13 protein-coding genes and 1 pseudogene are annotated in these 21,455 nt (G+C 44.1%); 5 read left to right on the top strand and 9 right to left on the bottom strand.

Going from position 1 to position 21,455, the window contains the following annotated elements:
* The first annotated feature begins 186 nt into the window (after positions 1-186).
* Genes PJIAN_RS00090 through PJIAN_RS00080 form a run of 3 tightly spaced genes read left to right on the top strand, consistent with a single transcriptional unit; the run spans position 187 to position 3,289 of the window.
* A complete protein-coding gene (locus PJIAN_RS00090) occupies positions 187-633 on the top strand; it encodes a NanQ anomerase/TabA/YiaL family protein (RefSeq protein ID WP_068701002.1) in 447 nt (148 codons plus the stop codon).
* A 54-nt stretch (positions 634-687) separates the two neighbouring features.
* The gene (locus PJIAN_RS00085; RefSeq protein WP_068702625.1) at positions 688-2,712 is read left to right on the top strand and encodes an alpha amylase C-terminal domain-containing protein; all 2,025 of its coding nucleotides are present in this window, start codon (positions 688-690) and stop codon (positions 2,710-2,712) included.
* Between the two features lie 16 nt (positions 2,713-2,728).
* Positions 2,729-3,289 (top strand): ferredoxin domain-containing protein, encoded by a 561-nt coding sequence (locus PJIAN_RS00080; RefSeq protein ID WP_068701001.1) that lies wholly within the window; start codon positions 2,729-2,731, stop codon positions 3,287-3,289.
* 86 nt (positions 3,290-3,375) lie between these two features.
* Here the strand turns inward: PJIAN_RS00080 and rpe are convergent, their stop codons facing one another.
* From rpe to PJIAN_RS00050, 6 genes and pseudogenes are all read right to left on the bottom strand, one after another.
* Entirely contained in the window at positions 3,376-4,026 is a 651-nt protein-coding gene (rpe, locus tag PJIAN_RS00075) for a ribulose-phosphate 3-epimerase (protein ID WP_068701000.1), read from the bottom strand.
* Between the two features lie 165 nt (positions 4,027-4,191).
* Entirely contained in the window at positions 4,192-4,947 is a 756-nt protein-coding gene (locus tag PJIAN_RS00070) for a nitroreductase family protein (RefSeq protein ID WP_068700999.1), read from the bottom strand.
* A gap of 99 nt (positions 4,948-5,046) precedes the next feature.
* Positions 5,047-5,817: a zinc ribbon domain-containing protein gene (locus PJIAN_RS00065; RefSeq protein WP_068700998.1), complete on the bottom strand. Its 771-nt coding sequence runs from the start codon at positions 5,815-5,817 to the stop codon at positions 5,047-5,049.
* 94 nt (positions 5,818-5,911) lie between these two features.
* The gene (locus PJIAN_RS00060) at positions 5,912-7,006 is read right to left on the bottom strand and encodes a Nif3-like dinuclear metal center hexameric protein (protein ID WP_068700997.1); all 1,095 of its coding nucleotides are present in this window, start codon (positions 7,004-7,006) and stop codon (positions 5,912-5,914) included.
* Positions 7,007-7,088: 82 nt separating this feature from the next.
* A complete protein-coding gene (locus tag PJIAN_RS00055; RefSeq protein WP_068700996.1) occupies positions 7,089-8,885 on the bottom strand; it encodes an AMP-dependent synthetase/ligase in 1,797 nt (598 codons plus the stop codon).
* Positions 8,886-8,967: 82 nt separating this feature from the next.
* A pseudogene (locus tag PJIAN_RS00050) lies at positions 8,968-10,134 on the bottom strand (THUMP domain-containing class I SAM-dependent RNA methyltransferase); the annotation flags it as partial.
* 338 nt (positions 10,135-10,472) lie between these two features.
* Between PJIAN_RS00050 and PJIAN_RS00045 the strand changes: the two are divergent.
* A complete protein-coding gene (locus tag PJIAN_RS00045) occupies positions 10,473-11,336 on the top strand; it encodes a histidinol-phosphatase (protein ID WP_084252187.1) in 864 nt (287 codons plus the stop codon).
* An 85-nt stretch (positions 11,337-11,421) separates the two neighbouring features.
* On the opposite strand, the gene rnr is transcribed toward PJIAN_RS00045, so the two are convergent.
* The 3 genes from rnr to PJIAN_RS00030 all read right to left on the bottom strand — a co-directional run bounded on the left by rnr (position 11,422) and on the right by PJIAN_RS00030 (position 15,908).
* Complete coding sequence (gene rnr / locus PJIAN_RS00040; protein ID WP_084252186.1) at positions 11,422-13,668, bottom strand: ribonuclease R; 2,247 nt, start codon at positions 13,666-13,668, stop codon at positions 11,422-11,424.
* Between the two features lie 288 nt (positions 13,669-13,956).
* Positions 13,957-15,474 carry a 4Fe-4S binding protein gene (locus PJIAN_RS00035; protein WP_084252185.1) on the bottom strand — a complete coding sequence of 506 codons (1,518 nt, stop codon included), beginning with the start codon at positions 15,472-15,474 and terminating at the stop codon, positions 13,957-13,959.
* A 170-nt stretch (positions 15,475-15,644) separates the two neighbouring features.
* Positions 15,645-15,908, bottom strand: a complete 264-nt coding sequence (locus tag PJIAN_RS00030; RefSeq protein ID WP_068700992.1) for a type B 50S ribosomal protein L31 — start codon at positions 15,906-15,908, stop codon at positions 15,645-15,647.
* A 702-nt stretch (positions 15,909-16,610) separates the two neighbouring features.
* On the opposite strand from PJIAN_RS00030, the gene PJIAN_RS00025 reads away from it, so the two are divergent.
* On the top strand, positions 16,611-21,419 hold the full coding sequence (locus tag PJIAN_RS00025) for a right-handed parallel beta-helix repeat-containing protein (protein WP_068700991.1): 4,809 nt from the start codon (positions 16,611-16,613) through the stop codon (positions 21,417-21,419).
* Positions 21,420-21,455 lie beyond the last annotated feature (36 nt).

The raw sequence follows: 21,455 nt of genomic DNA, 5'->3' as shown, positions 1-21,455 counted from the left end.
TTGTGAGGGTGTTGAATTTGCAAATTGAAATATAAACACATTCCTGATTGAAAAATTGATATTATTGGCTCTCTTAAGGCTTGCAGTTGTAACTCAAAGATGCTATTTTTGTAACACAGTTAATTTAGACGAATTGTCATTAATCCTTATTTGTCATGCTTGTCATGACGAAACAAAAACTACAATATGATTTTAGCATCTTTGGCAGACAGCGCTCAGTATGAAGCTCTGCACCCACTTTTTCATCAGGCATTTGAATATGTAAAACAAAATGATTTAACACAGGCTCCGGCGGGTAAAATTGTTCTCGATGGAGACAAACTGTTTATTTCAGTGTCAGATATTACAGGTAAAACACCGGAGGCAGCCCGCATCGAAACTCATGCAAAATATATTGATATTCAGTTGCCGTTAACAGCTCCTGAAACGATGGGATTCCTTCCCGTAGGTGATTGCAAGAATTCTCCCGATGGCTATAACGAAACAAAAGATATTACGTTCTTTACTGATAAACCTTCGGCTTATGTTAAAGTGGAACCGGGTCAGTTTGTTGCTTTCTTTCCGCACGACGGCCATGCTCCTTGTATTGGTGAAGGTGCTATCCGTAAATTAGTGATCAAAGTGTTGGTGTAGTCCGTTGTTAATGGTTACACAACTATTTTAATGTTGAGTTCAAAAAATAATTCCATGCAGAAACTGAAAATCATAGAAAATGATCCATGGCTTGAACCTTATTCTTCAGCTTTGGAAGGCAGGCATCAGCACGCTATTGATAAAGAAATGGAACTGACTGGCGGCAAAATAAATCTGTCTGATTTTGCTACCGGCCATCTCTTTTTCGGCTTGCATCGCACTGAACAGGGCTGGGTCTTCCGGGAATGGGCTCCTAATGCTACTGCTATTTTTATGGTTGGCGACTTTAATGGTTGGAAACAAAGCTCCGAATATCAGTTGAAGAAAACCGATAATGGTGTTTGGGAACTTCAATTGCCGGCTAAAGCGGTAAAGCATGGTGATCTTTATAAACTCATTGTTCAATGGGACGGAGGTAGCGGGGAACGCATTCCGGCCTGGGCGCAACGTGTTGTGCAGGATGAGGAAACCAAGGTGTTTAGTGCGCAGGTATGGAGCCCTGAATTTCGCTATAAATTCAAAATAACCGACTTTAAGCCGACAACCGATCCGCTTCTGATATACGAATGTCACATTGGTATGTCGGGAGAAGCCGAAAAAGTTTCAACATACAACTCTTTCCGCGAAAGTATTTTGCCCCGTATCGCCAAAATGGGATACAATTGTATTCAGATCATGGCCGTACAGGAACATCCTTACTACGGATCGTTCGGATATCATGTCTCCAGTTTCTTTGCGGCATCTTCGCGTTTTGGTACTCCCGAAGAACTGAAAGCTTTGATAGATGAGGCACATTCCTTGGGCATTTGCGTTATTATGGATATTGTCCACTCTCATGCCGTAAAAAATGAAATTGAAGGCTTGGGGCGTTTTGATGGCACTCCCGATCAATATTTTTATGCAGATGCCAAGAGAGAACATCCGGCATGGGATTCGCTTTGCTTTGATTACGGGAAGAATGAAGTGCTGCATTTCTTACTGTCCAATTGCAAATATTGGCTCGAAGAATACCATTTCGATGGTTTCCGTTTCGATGGGGTTACTTCAATGCTTTATTATAGCCATGGTTTGGGAGAATCTTTTTCAAATTATGCTGACTATTATAACGGCTATCAGGATGACAACGCTATTTGTTATTTAACGCTGGCTAATCGCGTGATTCATCAGGTGAATCCTTTCGCTGTGACTATTGCCGAAGAGATGAGCGGAATGCCCGAACTGGCTGCATCTTTCCATGATGGGGGAATTGGTTTTGACTATCGAATGGCCATGGGTATTCCCGATTTCTGGATTAAAACGATAAAAGAAAAGAAGGATGAAGACTGGAAGCCCGGTCATATTTTCTGGGAATTAACCAACCGTCGTTTCGGTGAAAAAACCGTAAGCTATGCCGAAAGCCACGATCAGGCGCTGGTGGGCGATAAAACCATCATCTTCCGTTTAATCGATTCTGACATGTACTGGCATATGCAAAAAGGAGATACTACCTTTAAGGTCGATCGGGGAATTGCATTGCATAAAATGATTCGTCTCATTACGGCGACAACAATAAACGGTGCATATCTTAACTTTATGGGTAATGAATTCGGCCATCCGGAGTGGATTGATTTCCCGCGGTCCGGAAACGGCTGGTCTCATAAATATGCCCGCCGCCAGTGGAGTCTCGTCGATAATACAAAGTTGATGTATCACTATCTGGGCGATTTTGATAAGGCGATGATAGATCTTATCCGATCGGTTCCCGGATTTAACCTTGCTCCTATTTTTCAGCTTTGGGATAAAAGTAACGATCAGATGCTGGCTTATCAAAGAGGGAATCTGTTGTTTGTCTTTAATTTTCATCCAACAAATTCATATACTGATTACGGCATTCTAGTTCAACCGGGCAAATATAAAATTATCTTGGATACAGATTCAAAAGAATTCGGTGGCTTCGGGTTGTCCGACGATACGGTAGAACATTTGTCGTTGTACGATCCCGTTCATGCATCGCATAATAAAGAATGGCTGAAGCTTTATATTCCTGCTCGTTCTGCACTTGTGTTGCAACGAGAGGGCTCTGATCCTGTTATTTCATAGATTAAAATTGCTTGATATGGTGATCAATGAACGGGAAAGCCGTAAGGAGTACCTGATTTCGGTAGCCAAACAGATGATGACGGCTGCCCGAACTGCTCCAAAGGGTAAGGGGGTCGATATTGTCGAAATAGCTTTGGTGGCCGGTGATGAAGACATTCAGCGGCTTTCGGCTTTGACGCGCCAAAAGGGCGAAGATACCGGACTGAAATTTATGCTACGGGATTCGGAAAATATACTTCAGGCCGATGTGATTGTTTTGATTGGTACCCGTACCCAGGTTCAGGGCCTTAATTGCGGTTACTGCGGAGTGCCGACCTGTGCCGAGAAATTGCAGAACGACGCCATGCCATGCGCAATCAATATGGTTGACCTTGGGATAGCAGTCGGTTCGGCCGTGGCTACAGCTGCCGATTTGAGGGTGGATACCCGAATAATGTTTTCGGTAGGGTTTGCAATAAAAGAAATGGGCTATTTGGCCGATTGTCACTCGATATATGCCATCCCGGTGAGCGCCTCTTCCAAGAATCCATTCTTCGACCGAAAACCACGGGAGCAACAATTGGAGCAAAAGATCTAATCTTTAAGTTTATCGATAATTGAAAAGCCACAATTAAATGTATTGCATTTGATTGTGGCTTTTTTATGAATTCAAAGAAACAATAATCAGAGTTTCTTTAGTTTATTGATGGTATCTATCGGGTCTTTTGCCGAAAAGACAAAACTGCCGGCAACCAATACATTTGCTCCGCTATCGATTAGTCGTCTTCCGGTTTCAAAATTTACGCCACCATCTACCTGAATCAGCGCAGAAGCCTTTTTGGTATCGATCAGCTGGCGCAATTTTTCAATCTTTGGACAACTATTTTCGATAAATGATTGACCTCCGTATCCGGGATTGACACTCATAATAAGCACCAAATCCAAATCGTTGATGATTTCTTCAAGAAGAGCGACAGGTGTGTGTGGATTGAGAGAAACTCCTGCCTTCATTCCGGCCTTTTTTATTGCCTGAACTGTTCTGTGCAAATGAGGACAAGCTTCGTAATGCACTGTAACGCGGCTTACGCCAAGTTTACGCAACCGGTCAATGTATTTGTCAGGCTCTATCACCATCAGGTGAGCGTCCATTGGCTTTTGAGTGGTTTTGGCAACCGAATCGATCACAGGAAAACCAAATGACAAATTAGGAACGAACACGCCATCCATCACGTCAAGATGAAGCCAGTCAGCTTCGCTGCGGTTGACAATGTCGATTGATTGTTGCAGGTTGTTGAAATCAACCGAAAGGATAGATGGAGCTATTAGAGTTTTCACAATTTTGTCTGTTAAAGCGGTTTAGATCCGATAGTTTTCCGGGTAGATTATTCAGTCTTTCGATGAATGCTTATCTCTCGTTATGTGGATTTGTATAGTGCAAAGATACAAATTTGGCTGCTAAATGTAAAACCCGGCAGCCAAAGATGTGTATGTTGTGTTATCTTATTTTTTGTCTTTTTTGAGATGAAATCCTTGATCCCAGGTGTATTTCTCAATGTTATACTTCATCGCGATTTGATGATAGTCCAGTATGTGTTTTCCCCAGTCGTTGGTGGTTTTATCACCGGCACGTACGGCGTTGTATGCTGTCACTTCTTCGTTGTATGCCAATAACTCAGGCTTGATGTCGTCTGTCCGGTAGTGGTTTTCGTGAATTACCAGCGATAAGGGCATTTTTGGTTTCAGGTCGGGCTTTTCCGACGGATATCCAATTGATAGTCCGCAAACAACGCAAACTCCTTCTGGTAGTTGCAGAATTTTTGCCAACTCTGCCGGAGCTGCTGTGCGGGTATAGCCGATGCAGCAGGATCCTAATCCCAGCGATTCGGCAGCAATCACAGCATTCTCCATGGCTAAAGCAGCGTCGATGACGCCTACCATAAATCCGTCCATAGTATCCTGAAAACGGGGGAATTCAGTGTCAGTAGCTGCGGCAAATTGCTGTAACTTGTAGAAATCCACGCAAAATACCATAAATACGGCTGAGGTTTTTATCTGTTTCTGTCCTATCAGTTCGTAAAGCTGTACTTTCAGGTCCTGATCAGTGATGGAGATAACTGAAAATTGCTGGCCGTTGTAGCTGGTTGGCGTATTCTGAATGGCTTTGTAGATGAACTCCAGTTTTTCGGATTCAATCGGTTTGCGTTCGTAACGTCTTACCGAGGTTCTGTTCAAAAATATTTCTTCTATTGTTTGCATTGTTGTTACATTAATAATAAAACAAAAGCCTCACATCGATATCTGAAAAAGATATACGGATGCAAGGCTTGCGTTATGTTGAAGTTGAATAAAATTCGTTTATTCCATTGGTTCTGAAGGTGTGTCTATTTCAGGATCCACTAAGATTCGTCCGCAATACTCGCATACGATAACTTTTTTGCGAAGGCGAATTTCCATTTGTCGTTGAGGAGGGATTTTATTGAAACAACCACCACAAGCATCACGCTGAATGGTAACTACAGAAAGTCCGTTGCGAACGTTCTTGCGAATACGCTTGAAAGCTGTCAGCAAACGGGGTTCGATCATTCCTTCGATTTCTTTTGCACGTTCGCGCAATTTTTCTTCTTCCTGTTTGGTTTCAGAAACAATTTCGTCGAGTTCGCTCTTTTTCTGGGAAAGGTCGATATTTCTTTCGTTCAGAAGTTCAGTAGCTTTTGCAATTTCTTCGTTTTTGAAAGTGATATTTGCCTGTGCGTCGCGAATGCGTTTTTCGCTCAATTCGATTTCCAAAGTCTGGAATTCAATTTCTTTTGACAGAAAATCATATTCGCGGTTGTTGCGAACATTGTCCTGTTGTTCTGTATATTTTTCAATTTTCGCTTTGGCTTCGGTTATTTCGGCTTTGTGCGCAGCTGCTTGTTTTTGAAGTTCCTGAACTTCAGTGGTGTAGTTGTCTATACGGGTCTGCAAACCTGCAATCTCGTCTTCCAAATCCTGAACTTCAAGGGGTAATTCACCACGCAAAGTCTTGATTTTGTCGATTTCTGTTGCAACTGTTTGCAATTCATACAGAGCTTTCAATTTTTCTTCGACTGAAATTTCTTTTTCGCTTTTTGCTTCTGTAGCCATAACGGTGTTGAATTTACAATTTTACGTTTTATTGTGCCGTTTTTTCTTGATTTTCTTGCTGTTCGGAACTCGCTTGGAATCCGAAAGTGCTTACTTACAAATAGTTTACAGGATTTGTATCGCACTCTGCGAAACGGACTGCAAATGTAGGCAATTTTTTTTGTATTTGTTCAAAAAATATCTCTTTTGTGAATTGCTCTGATTCATAATGACCTATGTCGGCCACGACAATACGATTTTCGGCTCCGAAGAAATCGTGGTACTTAAAGTCGGCAGAGACAAAAATATCTGCTTTTGCCCGAATGGCGGTGCTTAGTAATGAAGCTCCGGAGCCTCCGCAAACAGCAACTTTTTTCACCTGTTTCCCCCGTAAGCGTGTATGCCGGATAGTGCCGGCATTGAATGTGGTTTTCAGTCGTTTCAAAAAATCGGTTTCGTCTTCGGGTTGTGGTAGTTCACCAATCATTCCCATTCCGGTTTGTTGCCATTCGTTGGCCAGCGGAATCCAGTCGAAAGCTGGTTCTTCGTACGGATGAGTTGAAATCAGCGCCTGTTGAACGTCGAATCTGAGGTGAGCCGGGACGATCACTTCGAGGCGAATTTCCGGTTCGTGGTGAAGCTTGTTGATTTTGCCTACAAAAGGGTTACACTTTTCACCAGCTCTGAACGTTCCGAAACCTTCGCTGTTGTAGCTGCATGAATCGTAATTGCCGATTTGTCCTGCTCCGGCAGCAAAAAGAGACTCGCGTACTCTGTCTGCTTCGGCAAAAGGAACGAATGTTATGAGCTTCAATAGTTTTCCTTCTTCCGGAGCCAGTATCCGGTAGTCGGTCAGTCCGATCTTTTGCGCAATGCGTCCGTTAACCCCTTCTGCTACACTGTCAAGATTTGTGTGGGCAGAATAGATGGCGATGTTGTTTTGAATGGCCTTGATTACACAGCGTTGCACATAGTCGTCACCGGTTAACCTTTTTAGACCTTTGAAGATGAGTGGGTGATGAGATATAATCAGGTTGCAGCAGTGTCTGATGGCTTCATCTATTACATCTTCAGTAATGTCGATGCAGATTAAAATTCCATTGATGGTATCGCTGCGCTTTCCGACCTGCAAACCTGCATTGTCGTAGCTTTCCTGTAACGCCAGCGGAGCAAAATCTTCTAAAGCAGTGCAAATTTCCTGAACGATCATAAGTGATTAATAGTTAGTGATTAACAATTAACAATTGGACTGTTTCAATAAATACAGGTCTTTATTCTTTGCTCTTGGTTCTCTATTTGTACATTTCGTCAATCAGCTTCCGGTAGTTTTGCATGATAACGGCCCTGCGCAATTTCAGAGTGGAGGTCATTTCTCCCGATTCGATGGTGAACCCTTTTTTGATAAGCGTGAACTTTTTGACTTTCTCATACGATGCCATTTCTTGTTGCAGCGAATCAATGAGACTTTGGTAGAAAGCAATAATATCTGGGTGTGTCAGTAATTCATCAATCAGGTTATAGCGGATGTTTCGTTCCGCTGCCAGTTTTTCAACTTCAGGCAATGCCGGGACTATGATAGCTGTTACATAGTTGCGTTGGTCGCCTATCACGGCTGCCTGATCGACGTATTTGCTTGTCCCCAGCTTCATTTCAATTTGCTGTGGTGCAATGTATTTTCCGTTCGATGTTTTGAAGAGATCTTTAATGCGTTCCACCAACGTAATGTTGCCTTCACTGTCAATTTTTCCGGCATCACCTGTTCTGAACCATCCGTCGATGAAAGCAGCCTCCGTGGCTTCAGGTTTCTTGTAGTAGCCCTGTGTGATGGTTTTACCTTTCAATTGTATTTCATTGTCCTCGCCAATGCGGGCTTCCAGTCCATCCATAATTTTCCCGGCGGAACCGATGACATAACGGGTGGGGCGGAAACAACATACAGTAGCGGTACTTTCTGTTAGTCCGTAGCCGATTATAATGGGAATTCCCATACTACGCAGGAAGATATTGATGCCATCTTCGAGTGCGGCTCCGGCAGTCGGGAAGAAGTTGGCGTTTTCTATCCCAACCGTTTTCTTTACTTTAGAGAAGATTAGCTTGTCGACCAGTTTGTATTTCAATTTCAGGAACAATGGAGGTTTTTTCTCCTGACGCAGATAATTCAGGTTGTAGATTTCGCCCAAAGCCAGCGCCCATGTGACAATGCCTTTCATATAAGGCTTAAAAGAGTTGATTTGTTCTTTGACACCGATGTAAACTTTTTCCCAGAAACGAGGGACACTGCACATAACTGTGGGGCGCACTTCGCGGATTGCGGTTTGAATTTCCTGTGGTCGCAGGTTGATGTAGATGACTGCTCCCCGGTAGAGGCAATAGTAGCACCACGCTCTTTCAAAGATGTGAGAAAGAGGAAGGAATGCGATGGAACGATCGTTTTCGCTGAAAGTGGGGAGCGCCAGATCGTGAATGCGCATGGCTTCCAGAAAATTGGAGTGATTGAGAATAACGCCTTTGGGTTCTCCGGTGGTACCCGAAGTGTACATGATAATGGCGATATCGTCGGGAGAGGCTTGCGCCTGACGTTCGGCAATTTCTTTATCATGTCTGGCACTACCGAGGTCAATAAAATCTTTGTAATAGAATGCTAATCCGTTGTTATGGAGATTTACGTTCGGGTCGAAAACAATGATTCGTTCCAGTCCCGGGCAATTGTCTGCCGCTTTCAGAGCATTGTCGTATTGAGTTTGTTCTCCCACAAAGAGGGTCTCTATTCCGGCATCGTTGATGATATATGCAATCTGAGAAACAGATGATGTAGCGAACATCGGGACGGAAATGGCTCCTATTCCAAAATTGGCAAAGTCTACATAGAAACTCTCCGCCATATTTTGCGTGTAGATACCTATTCGGTCTCCTCGTTTTGTATTTAGAGTAATCAGCGAACGGGTAGCTTTTGTTACCTGATCGGCAAAGTACTTCCACGTAATCGGATTCCAGGTTTTATTTTCGTCGTTGCGTGTGAAGAAGACGTTGCGATCCTGATATTTTTCTGCCTGCCGGAATATGATATTGGAAAAATGGGGAATAGACATGATTAATTGTAGTTAGTGTGATTTTTTCAATTAAAAAGTGGTTTTCGGAATCGGATTTCAGGTCAGAAATAATGTTCAGTTACCGGGCGGTGCTGTCTTGCAGGAATTTATCCCGCTTCCCGGAAAATAATTCGTAATATCGGAATTCGCAGGGCAGTGCTCCGTTCAGTAGATTGATCTTTTGGGAAGGTTTCAATCCGATTTTAGCCAAACATTCGAGGTTGGAGCTAATAATCCATGCTTTGTTGCCTGAGAATTTATGTTTTAAGATGCGACCGATCATTTCGTACAAACCAATCAGGTCTTCTGTTACCAAACGTTCTCCGTAAGGCGGGTTGAAAAGGACCAATGACGGTTCTTTCGGCTCTTCGATGTCTTGCATTGGTTTTACTTCAAGCTTGATATATTTAGACAAACCGGCGCTTTTTACGTTTGCTTCGGCAATGCGGATAGCGCGCATCGACATGTCAGAGCCATAAATAGTGTGGGTAAAAGGCCGTTCAGCACTGTCGTCGTTGTAAATGTTATCAAAAAGCTCTTCGTCGAAGTTTTTCCATTTTTCGAATGCAAAGCTGTTTCGGTAGATGCCGGGGGCAATGTTCAGCGCAATAAGAGCGGCTTCGATAAGCAAAGTTCCTGATCCGCACATGGGGTCGATGAAGTCGGTTTCTCCCTGCCAGCCCGAAAGTAGAATCATTCCGGCGGCCAATGCTTCGTTGAGTGGCGCTTCGGTTTGGTCACTCCGGTAGCCGCGCTTGTGTAGCGACTCTCCCGAACTGTCCAGTGAAAGCGTACAGTTATTTTGCGCTATATGAATGTTGATGTATAAGTCAGGATTCGTGAGCTGTACGGAAGGCCTTTTTTTGAAGCGTTCCATAAAATAGTCGGCGATAGCATCTTTGACCCGGTAGGATACGAACTTTGAGTGACGAAAATCGTCTGAATAGACCGTGGAATCAATAACGAATGAAGTATTCACATCCATGTATTGCGACCAGTTGAGTCGCTTTACCTGTTCGTAAACCTCGTCAGGATTGTTTGCTTTGAAGGTGGCTATTGGTACTAAAATCCGCGATGCGGTACGTAAACGGAAATTTGCCTGATAAAGGAGTTTGATGTCGCCGGTACATTTTACGGCACGGCGTTGCAGCTCAATATTATTAGCTCCAAGTTCGGTTAGTTCTTTTGCCAGAACTTCTTCCAGTCCCTGGAAGGTTTTTGCGATGATGTCGAATTCTTTTGGTAACACGTTGTTTTATTTACGATTTAGTCATTTTGCGATGCAAGATCAGAGCTTGCACATTAAAGAGCAAAGGTAGCTATTTTTGCCTGTATTTGTTGTCCTGTAGTTCAATATGGTTGCAAGAAGTCTTGCAGTATTCCTAAAATCAGCAGACTGAATTAAAATTCTTTACGAAGAGAGAGGGCAATCCGATTCTCGGCACTATGCGGTAAAAATGCTAATTTTGCAACAACGAATTTGCGTTATTTTTTGCGTGCAATTGACGCAGGTGAAGAATAATACGGACTTATAACCCGGCAGATTTCAATTGTAAATCGTAAATAATGAAATCGTAAATCTCCTTCATGTTTCTGTCCAATTATCACAGTCATTGCAATTTTTGCGACGGTCGCAGCTCGATGGAAGAGTTCGTGCATTTTGCCATTGCCAAAGGATTAAAACGGTACGGCTTTTCGTCGCACGCTCCGCTACCATTTGATACGTTCTGGAACATGCGTGCCGATGATTTGCCCGAATACAAAGCTGAATTCCGGCGATTAAAGGAAAAATATGCCGGACAAATCGAACTCTGTCTTGGTCTGGAAATGGATTACATTCATGGGGTGTTCGAAGTACAGGACGTCTTTTACCCGGTCGATGATCTGGATTATCTGATCGGTTCGGTGCATTACCTCGATCGGTTGCCCGACGGCTCGTTTATGTCGATTGATGGCAGTTTCGATAAGTTCAACCACGGGCTGCAAACCGGATATGATGGTGAGGTGTGGGCGTTAGTCGATCGTTTCTTTGAGGCAAGCCGAGCAATGGTGGAAAAAGGTGGCTTCCAGATTGTAGGACACATGGATAAAATTGCCCTCAACGCTTCGAGGTGCCCGGAGTTCTCTATTCGAGACTCACGCTATCTTAATTTGGTGGGCGATTTGCTGACGCTGATAAAAGAGAAGGAGATGATTGTGGAAATCAATACTAAATCATTGGTGGTAAAAGGGTTTGCTTACCCCGATGTGCAGTTCTTTCTTCTTCTCAATGAACTTGGCATTCCGGTGACTGTCAATTCCGATTGTCATTATCCCACCAATCTCCTCGACGGTTTTGCTCCTGCCTACCATGCTCTGAAAGCCGCCGGCATCACCACTGTTCATCAACTGATCGATGGCTCGTGGCAACCGGTAGAGTGGGAGCGGAAGCGACAATTTGCATTTGTATAAACTAAATACATTACCATTAAGGCATTAAGAATATTCAGATTTATCTTTATATTCTTAATGCCTTAATGGTTGAATATTTAATCTTTTACCTTCTCCTTCGTCCTCCTTTTTTTGCTCCTCCACTTTTGCCCTTGCTTTTGCTTTCTTTGCGTTGAGAAGGGTAAGATGGAGATACGGTCGGTTTTTCTTCACCTTCGCGTACCAGTGCAAAGTCGAGCTGCTTCTTGTCGAGGTTAGCACGGGCTACCTGAACGGTAATGGCGTCGCCCAACTGGAATTTTTTACGGAAACGATGTCCTTCGAGGCAATAGTTCTTTTCATCGAAAATATAGTAATCGTCGTCCAGATCGCGAATTGGGATCATTCCCTCGCACTTGTTCTCGTTCAGTTCCACGTAGATGCCCCATTCGCTCACGCCGGAGATCACTCCGTCGAATACCTGTCCGAGTCGTTCGCTCATAAATTCCACCTGCTTGTATTTGATGGAAGCGCGTTCGGCATTAGCGGCCAGTTGCTCCATATCGCTGCTGTGTTGGCAGCGCCCTTCCCATTCCGAAGCACTTACGCTCGGTTTGTCTTCGGCATAACGGGTCAACAGGCGGTGCACCATCATGTCGGGATAACGGCGGATAGGCGATGTGAAGTGGGTGTAGTAATCGAACGCCAGTCCGTAGTGACCGATATTTTCGGTGCTGTAAACGGCCTTTGCCATCGAACGCACTGCCAGGGTTTCTATCAAATTTTGCTCTTTTTTGCCCTGAACCTCGTCCAGCAAGTGGTTGACAGCCGACGATACTTCACTCTTTTTGCCCGAAGTCTTCAGTTTGTAGCCAAAACGGTGGATAAATTGGGCAAAATTCTGCAATTTTTCAGGGTTCGGCTCATCGTGGATACGGTAAACGAAAGTTTTACCCTTGCGCCCTTTGCCGGGTTTTCCAATGTGTGTAGCCACCGTTTTGTTGGCCAGCAGCATGAACTCTTCCACCAGCTTATTTGAATCTTTAGCCTCCTTGAAAAATACGCTGGTAGGTTTGCCTTTTTCGTCAATCTCGAAGCGCACTTCTACGCGGTCGAAAGCGATGGCTCCGGATTTGAAGCGACGTTCTCGCAATATTTTTGCCAACTTGTCGAGTTGCAACATCTCTTCTTTGTAATCACCCTCCCCGGTTTCTATAATCTGCTGAGCTTCTTCGTAGGTAAAGCGTCGGTCGGATTCGATAACGGTACGTCCGATTTTGTAATCGTGAATGTTAGCCTCGTCGTCCATCTGCACCAATACAGAGTAGGTGAGTTTTTCCTCGTTGGGTCGCAATGAACAGAGACCGTTCGAGAGCTTTTCGGGCAACATCGGTATCGTGCGATCGACTAAATAGATGGAAGTTGCACGGTTTTCGGCCTCTTCGTTGATAATGGTTTTCGGTTTCACATAATGTGTCACGTCGGCGATGTGTATTCCCACTTCCCAGAATCCATTATCGAGTTTGCGCAAGGAGAGGGCGTCGTCAAAGTCCTTTGCATCGCGCGGGTCGATGGTGAAGGTAACGATGTTGCGGCAATCGATACGTTTGGCAATCTCTTCTGCCGTAATTCCGGCATCGATTTTTTCGGCCTCTGCTTCTACTTTTTCGGGATATTTGTAAGGTAATCCAAATTCAGCCAGAATAGCGTGCATTTCGGTGTTGTTGTCGCCCTGATCGCCGAGAATATCGATTACTTCACCTACCGGATTCTTATCCCGTTCGTCCCAGCGTACCAATTTTACCAACGCTTTTTGTCCGTTTTTTCCTCCTTTTAGATTGTCGGCCGGAATGAAAATATCGTTGGATAAATACTTTTTATCTACCACCAGAAATGCGTATGATCCTGTAATGTCCAGTACTCCAACGAAGTTTTCTTTTGCGCGTTTTATTACTTCGAGCACTTCGGCTTCGGGCTGACGACCTTTACGTCCGGCATAGAGAAATGCCTTCACATAGTCCTTGTCCATTGCACGGTTGAGGTTCCGTTCCGAAATGAAAATAGGAGCACCCCCGTCGTCAGGTATCAGATAGGTTTTACGTGATGTACGGTCGATTGTTCCGGTGATATTTCCGCCTCTGATATTGAGTCGGAATTTTCCTCTTTCAATTTCAATGAGGGTGCCGTTGTCCGAAAGTTCACTCAGAATTTCGGTGGCCATCTGTTTCAGGGGAGTCTTGGTCAGTCCAAGTATATGAGAAACCTGTTTGTAATTGAATGAACGGTTGGGTTCCTGATTAAATAAATTGGTGACGGAGCGTTTGAGGTCTGCTTTTCGCATCCGGCCTTCGGGTTTAGGAGTTGTATCCTTCATTCTTATATGTGTTATGATCCCATGCCTGAGTAATCAGGACTGAGTCGTGTTTGTGTGACAATTCAGAAGCTTCTGTAGTGATTAATTTATAACTCAAAGGTACGTTATAATATGTAGAAATCCATGCGTGCGGCGGCTCATAAAATGGTGGTCAAGAAAAAATATGAAGTGACCCCAAAAGTCATGCAAAAAACTTTTGGGGTCACTTCATTCTTTACGATCACTTGTTTGTATCCTTTTGGAACGCCGGTTTTGCACTGGGCTAAACCGTTATATGCACAGGAAAGGTCAAAAGCCGAAACTTTCTACCTTTTGTTCTTTGGCTTCCCCTTTGGGGATGGGCTTCGCTATTTTCTGGTCGATGTTGGCATGAACCACTATCGCTTTCGGTGTCGCCGGACAAATATATTCGCAACCGCCGCATCCTACACATATTGCCGATTCTACATGCGGGATTCGCAGTCCGTCTACATAGGCAACCATGCTTACCGCCTGTGTCGGGCAATGTTCGGAACAGGCGCCGCAATCGGTATGTTCTTTGTAAACGATACAATTGGTCTGGGTGAAATGCGCAATGCCCACCTGAGTTATATGTTTTTGCTCGCGGGTTAATGGAACAAGAGCGCCCGAGGGACAAACGTTGGAGCAATGCGTGCAATCGGGCTGGCAGAAACCTTTTTCGAAAGCCATTTTCGGTTGCATCATTCCCATGATACCGTAATCGAATGCTGTAGGATGCAATACCTGTGTGGGACACTCCGACACACATAAGTGACAAGCGGTACATTTTGTGTTGAAGTTATCGCGCGTTCCTGCACCCGGAGGCATAATCGGTTCGATCTTCTTCACGCCCAGTTTGTTTTGAGCAATGGCAACGGGAGCGGTGGCTACAGCTGTTGCTCCGGCAATCAGGAAGTTTCGGCGGGAGCTGTTTTTTGCGGTTTCTACAACGATATCCGTTTTTTTTGCGGGTAGCTGGAATCTGTAGCTAAGAGCGCTCTGTGAACAGGTTGAAAGACAATTGAAACAATCAACACAGCGCGAATGATCAATTTCGCTGTTTTTGGAATCGATACATTGAGATTTGCAGGACCGGGCGCAAACTCCACAGTGATTACATGCAGAATGGTCTACCGTAACTTTGAATGGAGCGAAACGGGAAAATAGGCCAAGGAAGGTTCCCACGGGACAGATGGTGTTGCAGTATAAACGCCCTCTCAAAAGCGACATTACGGCAATTGTAATCAGAAAGAGCGATGCGATAGCGACCGGAATCAATGCAAATCCAAGAGAATTGATGTGGTGAAAAAAGCTATTGTCGGATGCGGTCGCAGGCACCATCAGGTTATTGAGCGGAATCAAAGCCGGACGCACGAGATCAGCCATCATACGTCCCACGTTGCTATATGGATCGAGCAGTATAACAAGGAATGAGCTGCCAACCACAAACGCAAGTATGGTAAGTGCCAGGATGGAATAACGTAACCAGTTGTTCGGTTTCGTGTATTTGAAATAACGTTTTGCGCGGTTCTTTTTCACCCCTCTTGACGTTAGTCGGTTAAACAGGTCCTGCAACACCCCGGCCGGACAGATAACCGAGCAGTACAAGCGTCCGAAAATCAGAGTCAGCAGAACTACAAAAATTGCAGCGCCCCAAAATCCGCCCAACAGCGCCGGCACCAACTGAAGGTGCACCAATTTTGCTGCATTGTATGGCAAAAGGTGAAAAAAATCGATGAATAACAGAAAAACCGGCATCGTCAAAACTATAGCCAGAATAACACGAGTCCATTTCAACCACTTCATATCTATAATTGTTTTTTAGAGTACTAAGATGTGATGCAAAGTTAGCAAATTAGCGCAAAGTGAAAGCCTTTTTTCGATTAATAGAAGTATAAGGCAGCCAACAAAAAAGCCGTACCAACCCAAATTGGATTGAAACGGCTTTGTAAGGTTTAAATATGAAAGTGACGAACTTATTTCTTCTTGTTTTCCAAGTGCTTTTGGTAACGGTTCATAAACTTGTCCACACGACCAGCTGTGTCCACCAGCTTTTGTTTGCCGGTATAGAACGGGTGTGAAGAACTAGAGATTTCGAGCTTTACCAAAGGATAAGTTACCCCGTCAATTTCAACGGTTTCTTTCGTAGCAATAGTCGAGCGGGTGATAAATGTATCGCCATTCGACATATCTCTGAACGCTACGGGTCGATAGCTTTCCGGATGAATTCCTGCTTTCATTGTTGTGTTATAATTAATTTAGTTGAGTTTTACTTTTGAGCCCGCAAAGATAGTGATTCATTTTGGAATTGAGAAATAAATTTATCTTGTTGATGACGAAATGAGTTGTCGAATTTTTCAGAATACCTCCGACAAGGCGTCTTATAGCGCCATCTCTTTGGGTTTGATTTTGACAATTATTGAGTTTGTGTGTAAATTGCGGCAAATATTAATCTATATTAACTATACAGTGTGTTGTATTAATATTATTAAATTTGTCTGCATATTAAGAATCACATACATTTGCAAAATCTATTTAAAGTGGAGCTTCGCTTTAAAGCAGCTACATCATTTTCTTCAGAATAGCTCAAGCAGATTCCTGCCTGTTTAGTTTATGGGCTTATTCACCAACCAGATCTGAGAAGAATTCACCAAGTTTTTATTCTGTTTGCAATTTTAGCGCTCTTCTTTCTGAAGCAAAACAGGAGCGCCATAATGATATTGATAATCCGTGAATATAACACTATACTTATGCACCAAAAAAACATGTCCCAGATCTTCGGTAAACAAAGTTCTAAACTACGTTTTCCACAAAAAGTAAGCTCCGATAATGTTTCAAAGACAGAAACAAAACCTGACTTTTTTGGTAGGGGTTCTCTGAATAAGATGACCCGCACAAGAAGATATGCGTCTGTGTGTTTGGGCGTTTGTTTTTTCTTTTTAATGTTATGTTCAACTGCTTTTGCACAAACCTCACAAACATTCACAACCAGTGGTAGTTTTACTGTGCCATCGGGAGTTACATCTCTCAAAGTGGAAGTTTGGGGAGCAGGTGGCGGTGGTGGAGGCTCAACATCAAATGGATCTGGGGGATCTGGTGGTGGTGGAGGCGGTTATTGTTCCGGAGTAATAACCGGCTATTCCGGAACACAGTCAATAGTTGTTGGTGCTGGAGGTGCAGGAGGTACTACTTCTACGACATGGAATGGAACGAATGGCGGCAACTCATCTGCTTTTGGACTGATTGCATATGGAGGAATCGGTGGTAAAGGAAATGCAGGATCCCTTGGAACAGGCGGGTCTGCTACCGGAGGAACAGTAAATACAAAAGGTGGGGATGGTATAAAAGGTGCTTCAACCGGAGGTGCTGGTGGTATCGGGGCTAACGGAGGAGCAGGTGGAGCCGGTGGTTCAAATGCCGTCGGTGGTGCAGGCGTTTCTCCCGGTGGCGGTGGCGGTGGTGGCGAATATGCGAATGGCGCTTCCAAAGCAGGCGGTTCGGGCGCTAATGGACAAATCACACTGACCTGGATAACCGTATCGGCATCTGCAACAGCGACCTATTCCGGAGGAAATACAGGAGCTATCACAGCTACTGCTTCCGGCGGAACATCCTATACATATAGTCTGGATGGTATAACTTACCAGTCGGGAAATACTTTTAGCGGGCTGCCTATAGGTACTTATACTGTTTATGTACAAGATATCTCCGGATGCAAGTCTTATACTACGGTCGCTGTTCAGACAAGACCAATTTACTATGTACGTGCATATAACGGAAATAATAGCAATACAGGGCTTTCCTGGTCTCAGGCATTTGCAACAGTGCAAAAGGCCGTTGAAACTGCCAATGCCCAAACGCCGAAGGGCATGGTCTGTGTTGCGGCCGGTGATTATTACCATGATCCCGCTTACGATCTGACCGACGGTTACCAGACATACACACCTTCTACAGGGTATTTGTGGTATGAATGGTCAAATAATTTCCTGATGAGGGATGGCGTTGATGTGTATGGCGGATTCCGTGAATACAGAACTGCCGACAATAATAGTGCGGGATTTCAGGACCGGCTTCTGCTATCAAACGATCCTAATTATGTTACCGTTCTTCATGGCGGAGACAAACAACGGGTTTTGGGACCTCTTTACTCATTAGTCTGGAACAGTGGAGCCGTTAATTATGACGCTGCTCTTCTGACTGGATTTGCAAATTCAACAACATGGGATGGTTTTACCATAAGCGGAGCAAACATGATCCGCCCCTCGGCGACTGCGACCCAATATGATGAATGTTGTGGTGCCGGGGTGTTTATGCTCAATAATAGCACAGTCAGTCATTGTATAATTGAAAACAATATTGCCGGTGGTCCGAAGGATGACGGTGCCGGAGCTCTCATGCTTGGAGGCGGAAATCTTTTGAATTGTATTGTCCGTCACAATAAGGCATATTATGATGGTTCCGGTAACTGTTCGGGAGGAGCTATACGAATGATTCGGGGGAATGCCAAAGTAATCAACTGTTTGATTTACGACAACATGGCCGAGAAAGGTGGTGCTATCAATCTTTCTTTGGTCAAGATGAATACAGGTACTTACTCTCCAAGTTATATCATCAACAATGCCATTGCCAATAATTCATCAGCCGATGGCCCTGGCCTGCGTATTAAATATGCGTCAGCTGCTGCCGATGATAACGGTGACTATACAACCATAAGGTGTTATGTTTACAACAACGCACTGTGGGATGGACTTACAAGTGCAGCAAGCAGCTCAATTTACCCTCCGTTCAAAGAATCGTACAATACATTCAAATCCGGTTATGTGTCACCGAAAAATGCTAACACTGCTGCCGGAGCATTAGGTACAGGTTCGTTTTTGTTCGGGGCGACCAATAGTGGTTCTGCAAATGCACCCTATTTTGTAAATCCAGGCACATCAGACCCTGGTGCAGATTATAGATTGCAGGGAAATTTTTCAACTTTGTACAACAAGGGAACTGCCGTTGTGCCATCAGGATACCCTGGCGGGGCACCAACGCCTCCCGCTTCAGATCTCCGGGATTTGTACAGGAAAAATTCAGGCTCGGGAGTTCCCGATATTGGTTGCTATGAAGTAACGCCCCGAATTTTTTACGTAAATGATGCAGCAGGTAATAAACTGGATGAGAAGTGCAGAGGCAGAAACTGGACATATCCTTACGCTTCTTTGCAATTTGCACTGGACCAATATGATCAATATGACTTCCCTCAGGTTTGGGTTGCAAAAAGCAGCGCCGGATTTATTCCAACTAAAAACGCGGCAGGAGTTAATGTCTCCGATGCAACCGCAACTTTTATATTAAGGACTAATCTGTCTCTTATAGGAGGATTTACAGGTGCGCAAGCCTCAGAATTTGCCGGTAATTACAACGAAATTTTCACCAAACCCACACTACGCACGGATCTTATAACAAACAAGGTAAGACTGTCAAGCCCAATTGCCACCTCAATTGTGAGTTACAATCCGGCAGCTACAGAAACGTATGTAAACGGCACCGGTAGTGCAACATGGGCTGGGGCAATCATTGACGGGTTTACCATAAGTGGAACACTTGCAGGTAGCAGCGCCGTTTCCTTGCCTGACAGCGCAACGCTTCGTAATTGCCAAATCATTTCCAACATGGGAGATGCATTATCGGCAGGGGCTGAATCCTCTGTTTCCAATGCTTTGATTACCGACAATGCAGGTGTAGCAGTTACTCTGAGAGGAACAAATGCGGCAGTTACCAACACAACAGTAGCCAACAATGGAGGCTATGCTATCGCTATTCCGGGTGGGGCGGGTTCTGCAACGCTCACTAATTCGATTATATGGGGAAATAAGGCAAACTTCGATGCGCTTGCCGATACAGCAAAAATAACGGCTACATATACGGCTCTGTCCACAGCATCAGCCTCCAATGATATTCCGCTGAACAAATGGATATCATTCGCAAATGGAACAGGCAATATAAATTTGTTTCACAGGTCTCCCAATTTCAAAAAACGGAAGGGTAATTATGAACTCCAACTCATTTCTCCCTGTCTTGATGCAGGATTGCTTTCGGCCAACAGTCTGCCGATTGACGTATATGGGCAACCCAGAAGTTACAGTGGAAAAATTGACATGGGTGCCATCCAGAAGCAATCTGGTGATGGTGTTTATGCAAATAGCGGTACCAATACGTTCTCTTATTTCAGAGCTTCCGGCACGCCAACCCTTTCCAATCTGACGGGACAGGAAGTGTTGGTAAAACCTGTTTCGTTCATTAATTTGGGAGGATCTACAACAGTTAAGCCCAAAGTACTTTTTATTCAGGACGACAATACCACGGCTCCAATTATTTATAATGGAAGCATTAAAGCCGACTCCACTTTGTATCTCCGTAAACTGACAAAATACAGGTCGAACGGGGTTGCTTACTGGACTTTTATGGGCTTCCCATTTACATCGGCTCGTTTAGACAGTATTGACGGATTAAAAGTCGAAAACAGTGTGCGTGCCGACCAATATACCGAATCCATACGTGCTATTAACGGAGCAAACAAATCGGCATGGAAACCCTATATGGGAACCAACCTGACAGATCCAAGTCTGAAATGGTTCGTTCCCGGAAGAGGATATGCCGCGTCACTAAATGCCAAAGTGCCGGATAAACCTGTAAGTACTACCCTTATTGTTCCGGCACAGAAAGGGACAACGATCTCGGATGCCGCATCAACATTAACGGCTCCTGTCAGCTATACCGAAACATCACGTCCCTGGTATGACAAAGGATGGAACCTGATTGCAAATCCATTTGCACGTACGGCAAAATTCGGTTCCGTGCCATTGTGGGATGCAAATCCCTATACATCCGGCTCGATTTGGCTCTACATTGCCGATCAGGATGCATACGATGTAATCCCTACCGTATCTTCGTATTATACAGATAATGGATTATCTGCTTATGGAACATTTTTCATTCAAACATACAGCACGGCAACATCAGCTTCAACTGCGGAAATCAGTACAAGCGGTAATGGAACTGCCCCTTTACGGACAAAAGCGTTCCCATTTTCAACAACAAACGAAACGAAGCCAGAAGTGTTCAGAATCCATCTTGAAGGCAATGGTTTGAAATACAATGCATATGTGATTTTCAATGACAGCGCTCGTACAGAAGCTACGGCCATCGAAGATGCGCCTACAATGGGTGGTCTGTCGGGAAATAGTATTCAAATGAGTACTTATGCGGCAGGCAGTGATCTTGCGCTCTCTGTAAATACGTTGCCATTTAAAGGTACGTCGATGGAAGTTCCTTTAAGTGTCTCGATTTCACAGCAAGGCAGCTACACGTTCTCTTTGCAGGAAAGCAGTAAGTTTAAGACGGTTTACCTTGTTGATCCGGCAGATGTCTCACACAACATTTCCAAAGGAAATTATACTGTTAATATAGATTCTACGGGTTCGTTTGGCTACAAATTGATTTTTGAGAAAAAGGACGAAAGCCACGACAAAGAAGATTTGTTGGAAAAATGGGGAATACACATTTACGAGAGCAATGGGAAAGTGATTATTACCAGTAAAGATCCTCTTATCAGAGTGTATTTATTCCGTATGAACCAACAATTAGTTCGTGCCATGGCAAATTGCGGTACCAATTTCCAGTTTCAGTTGCCATTCCCGGGAGCATATCTTGTAAAAGTGACGACAGAAAAAGGAACTTTTTCCCGGATTGTGGTAAAGCATTAAACGCAAAAATTAAACAGTAATTTTTTCAATTAGCAA

Origin of the sequence: Paludibacter jiangxiensis, from assembly GCF_001618385.1 — a bacterium.
In the GTDB taxonomy this organism is placed as follows: domain Bacteria; phylum Bacteroidota; class Bacteroidia; order Bacteroidales; family Paludibacteraceae; genus Microbacter; species Microbacter jiangxiensis.
This window is presented reverse-complemented; position numbering and strand designations above follow the sequence as displayed.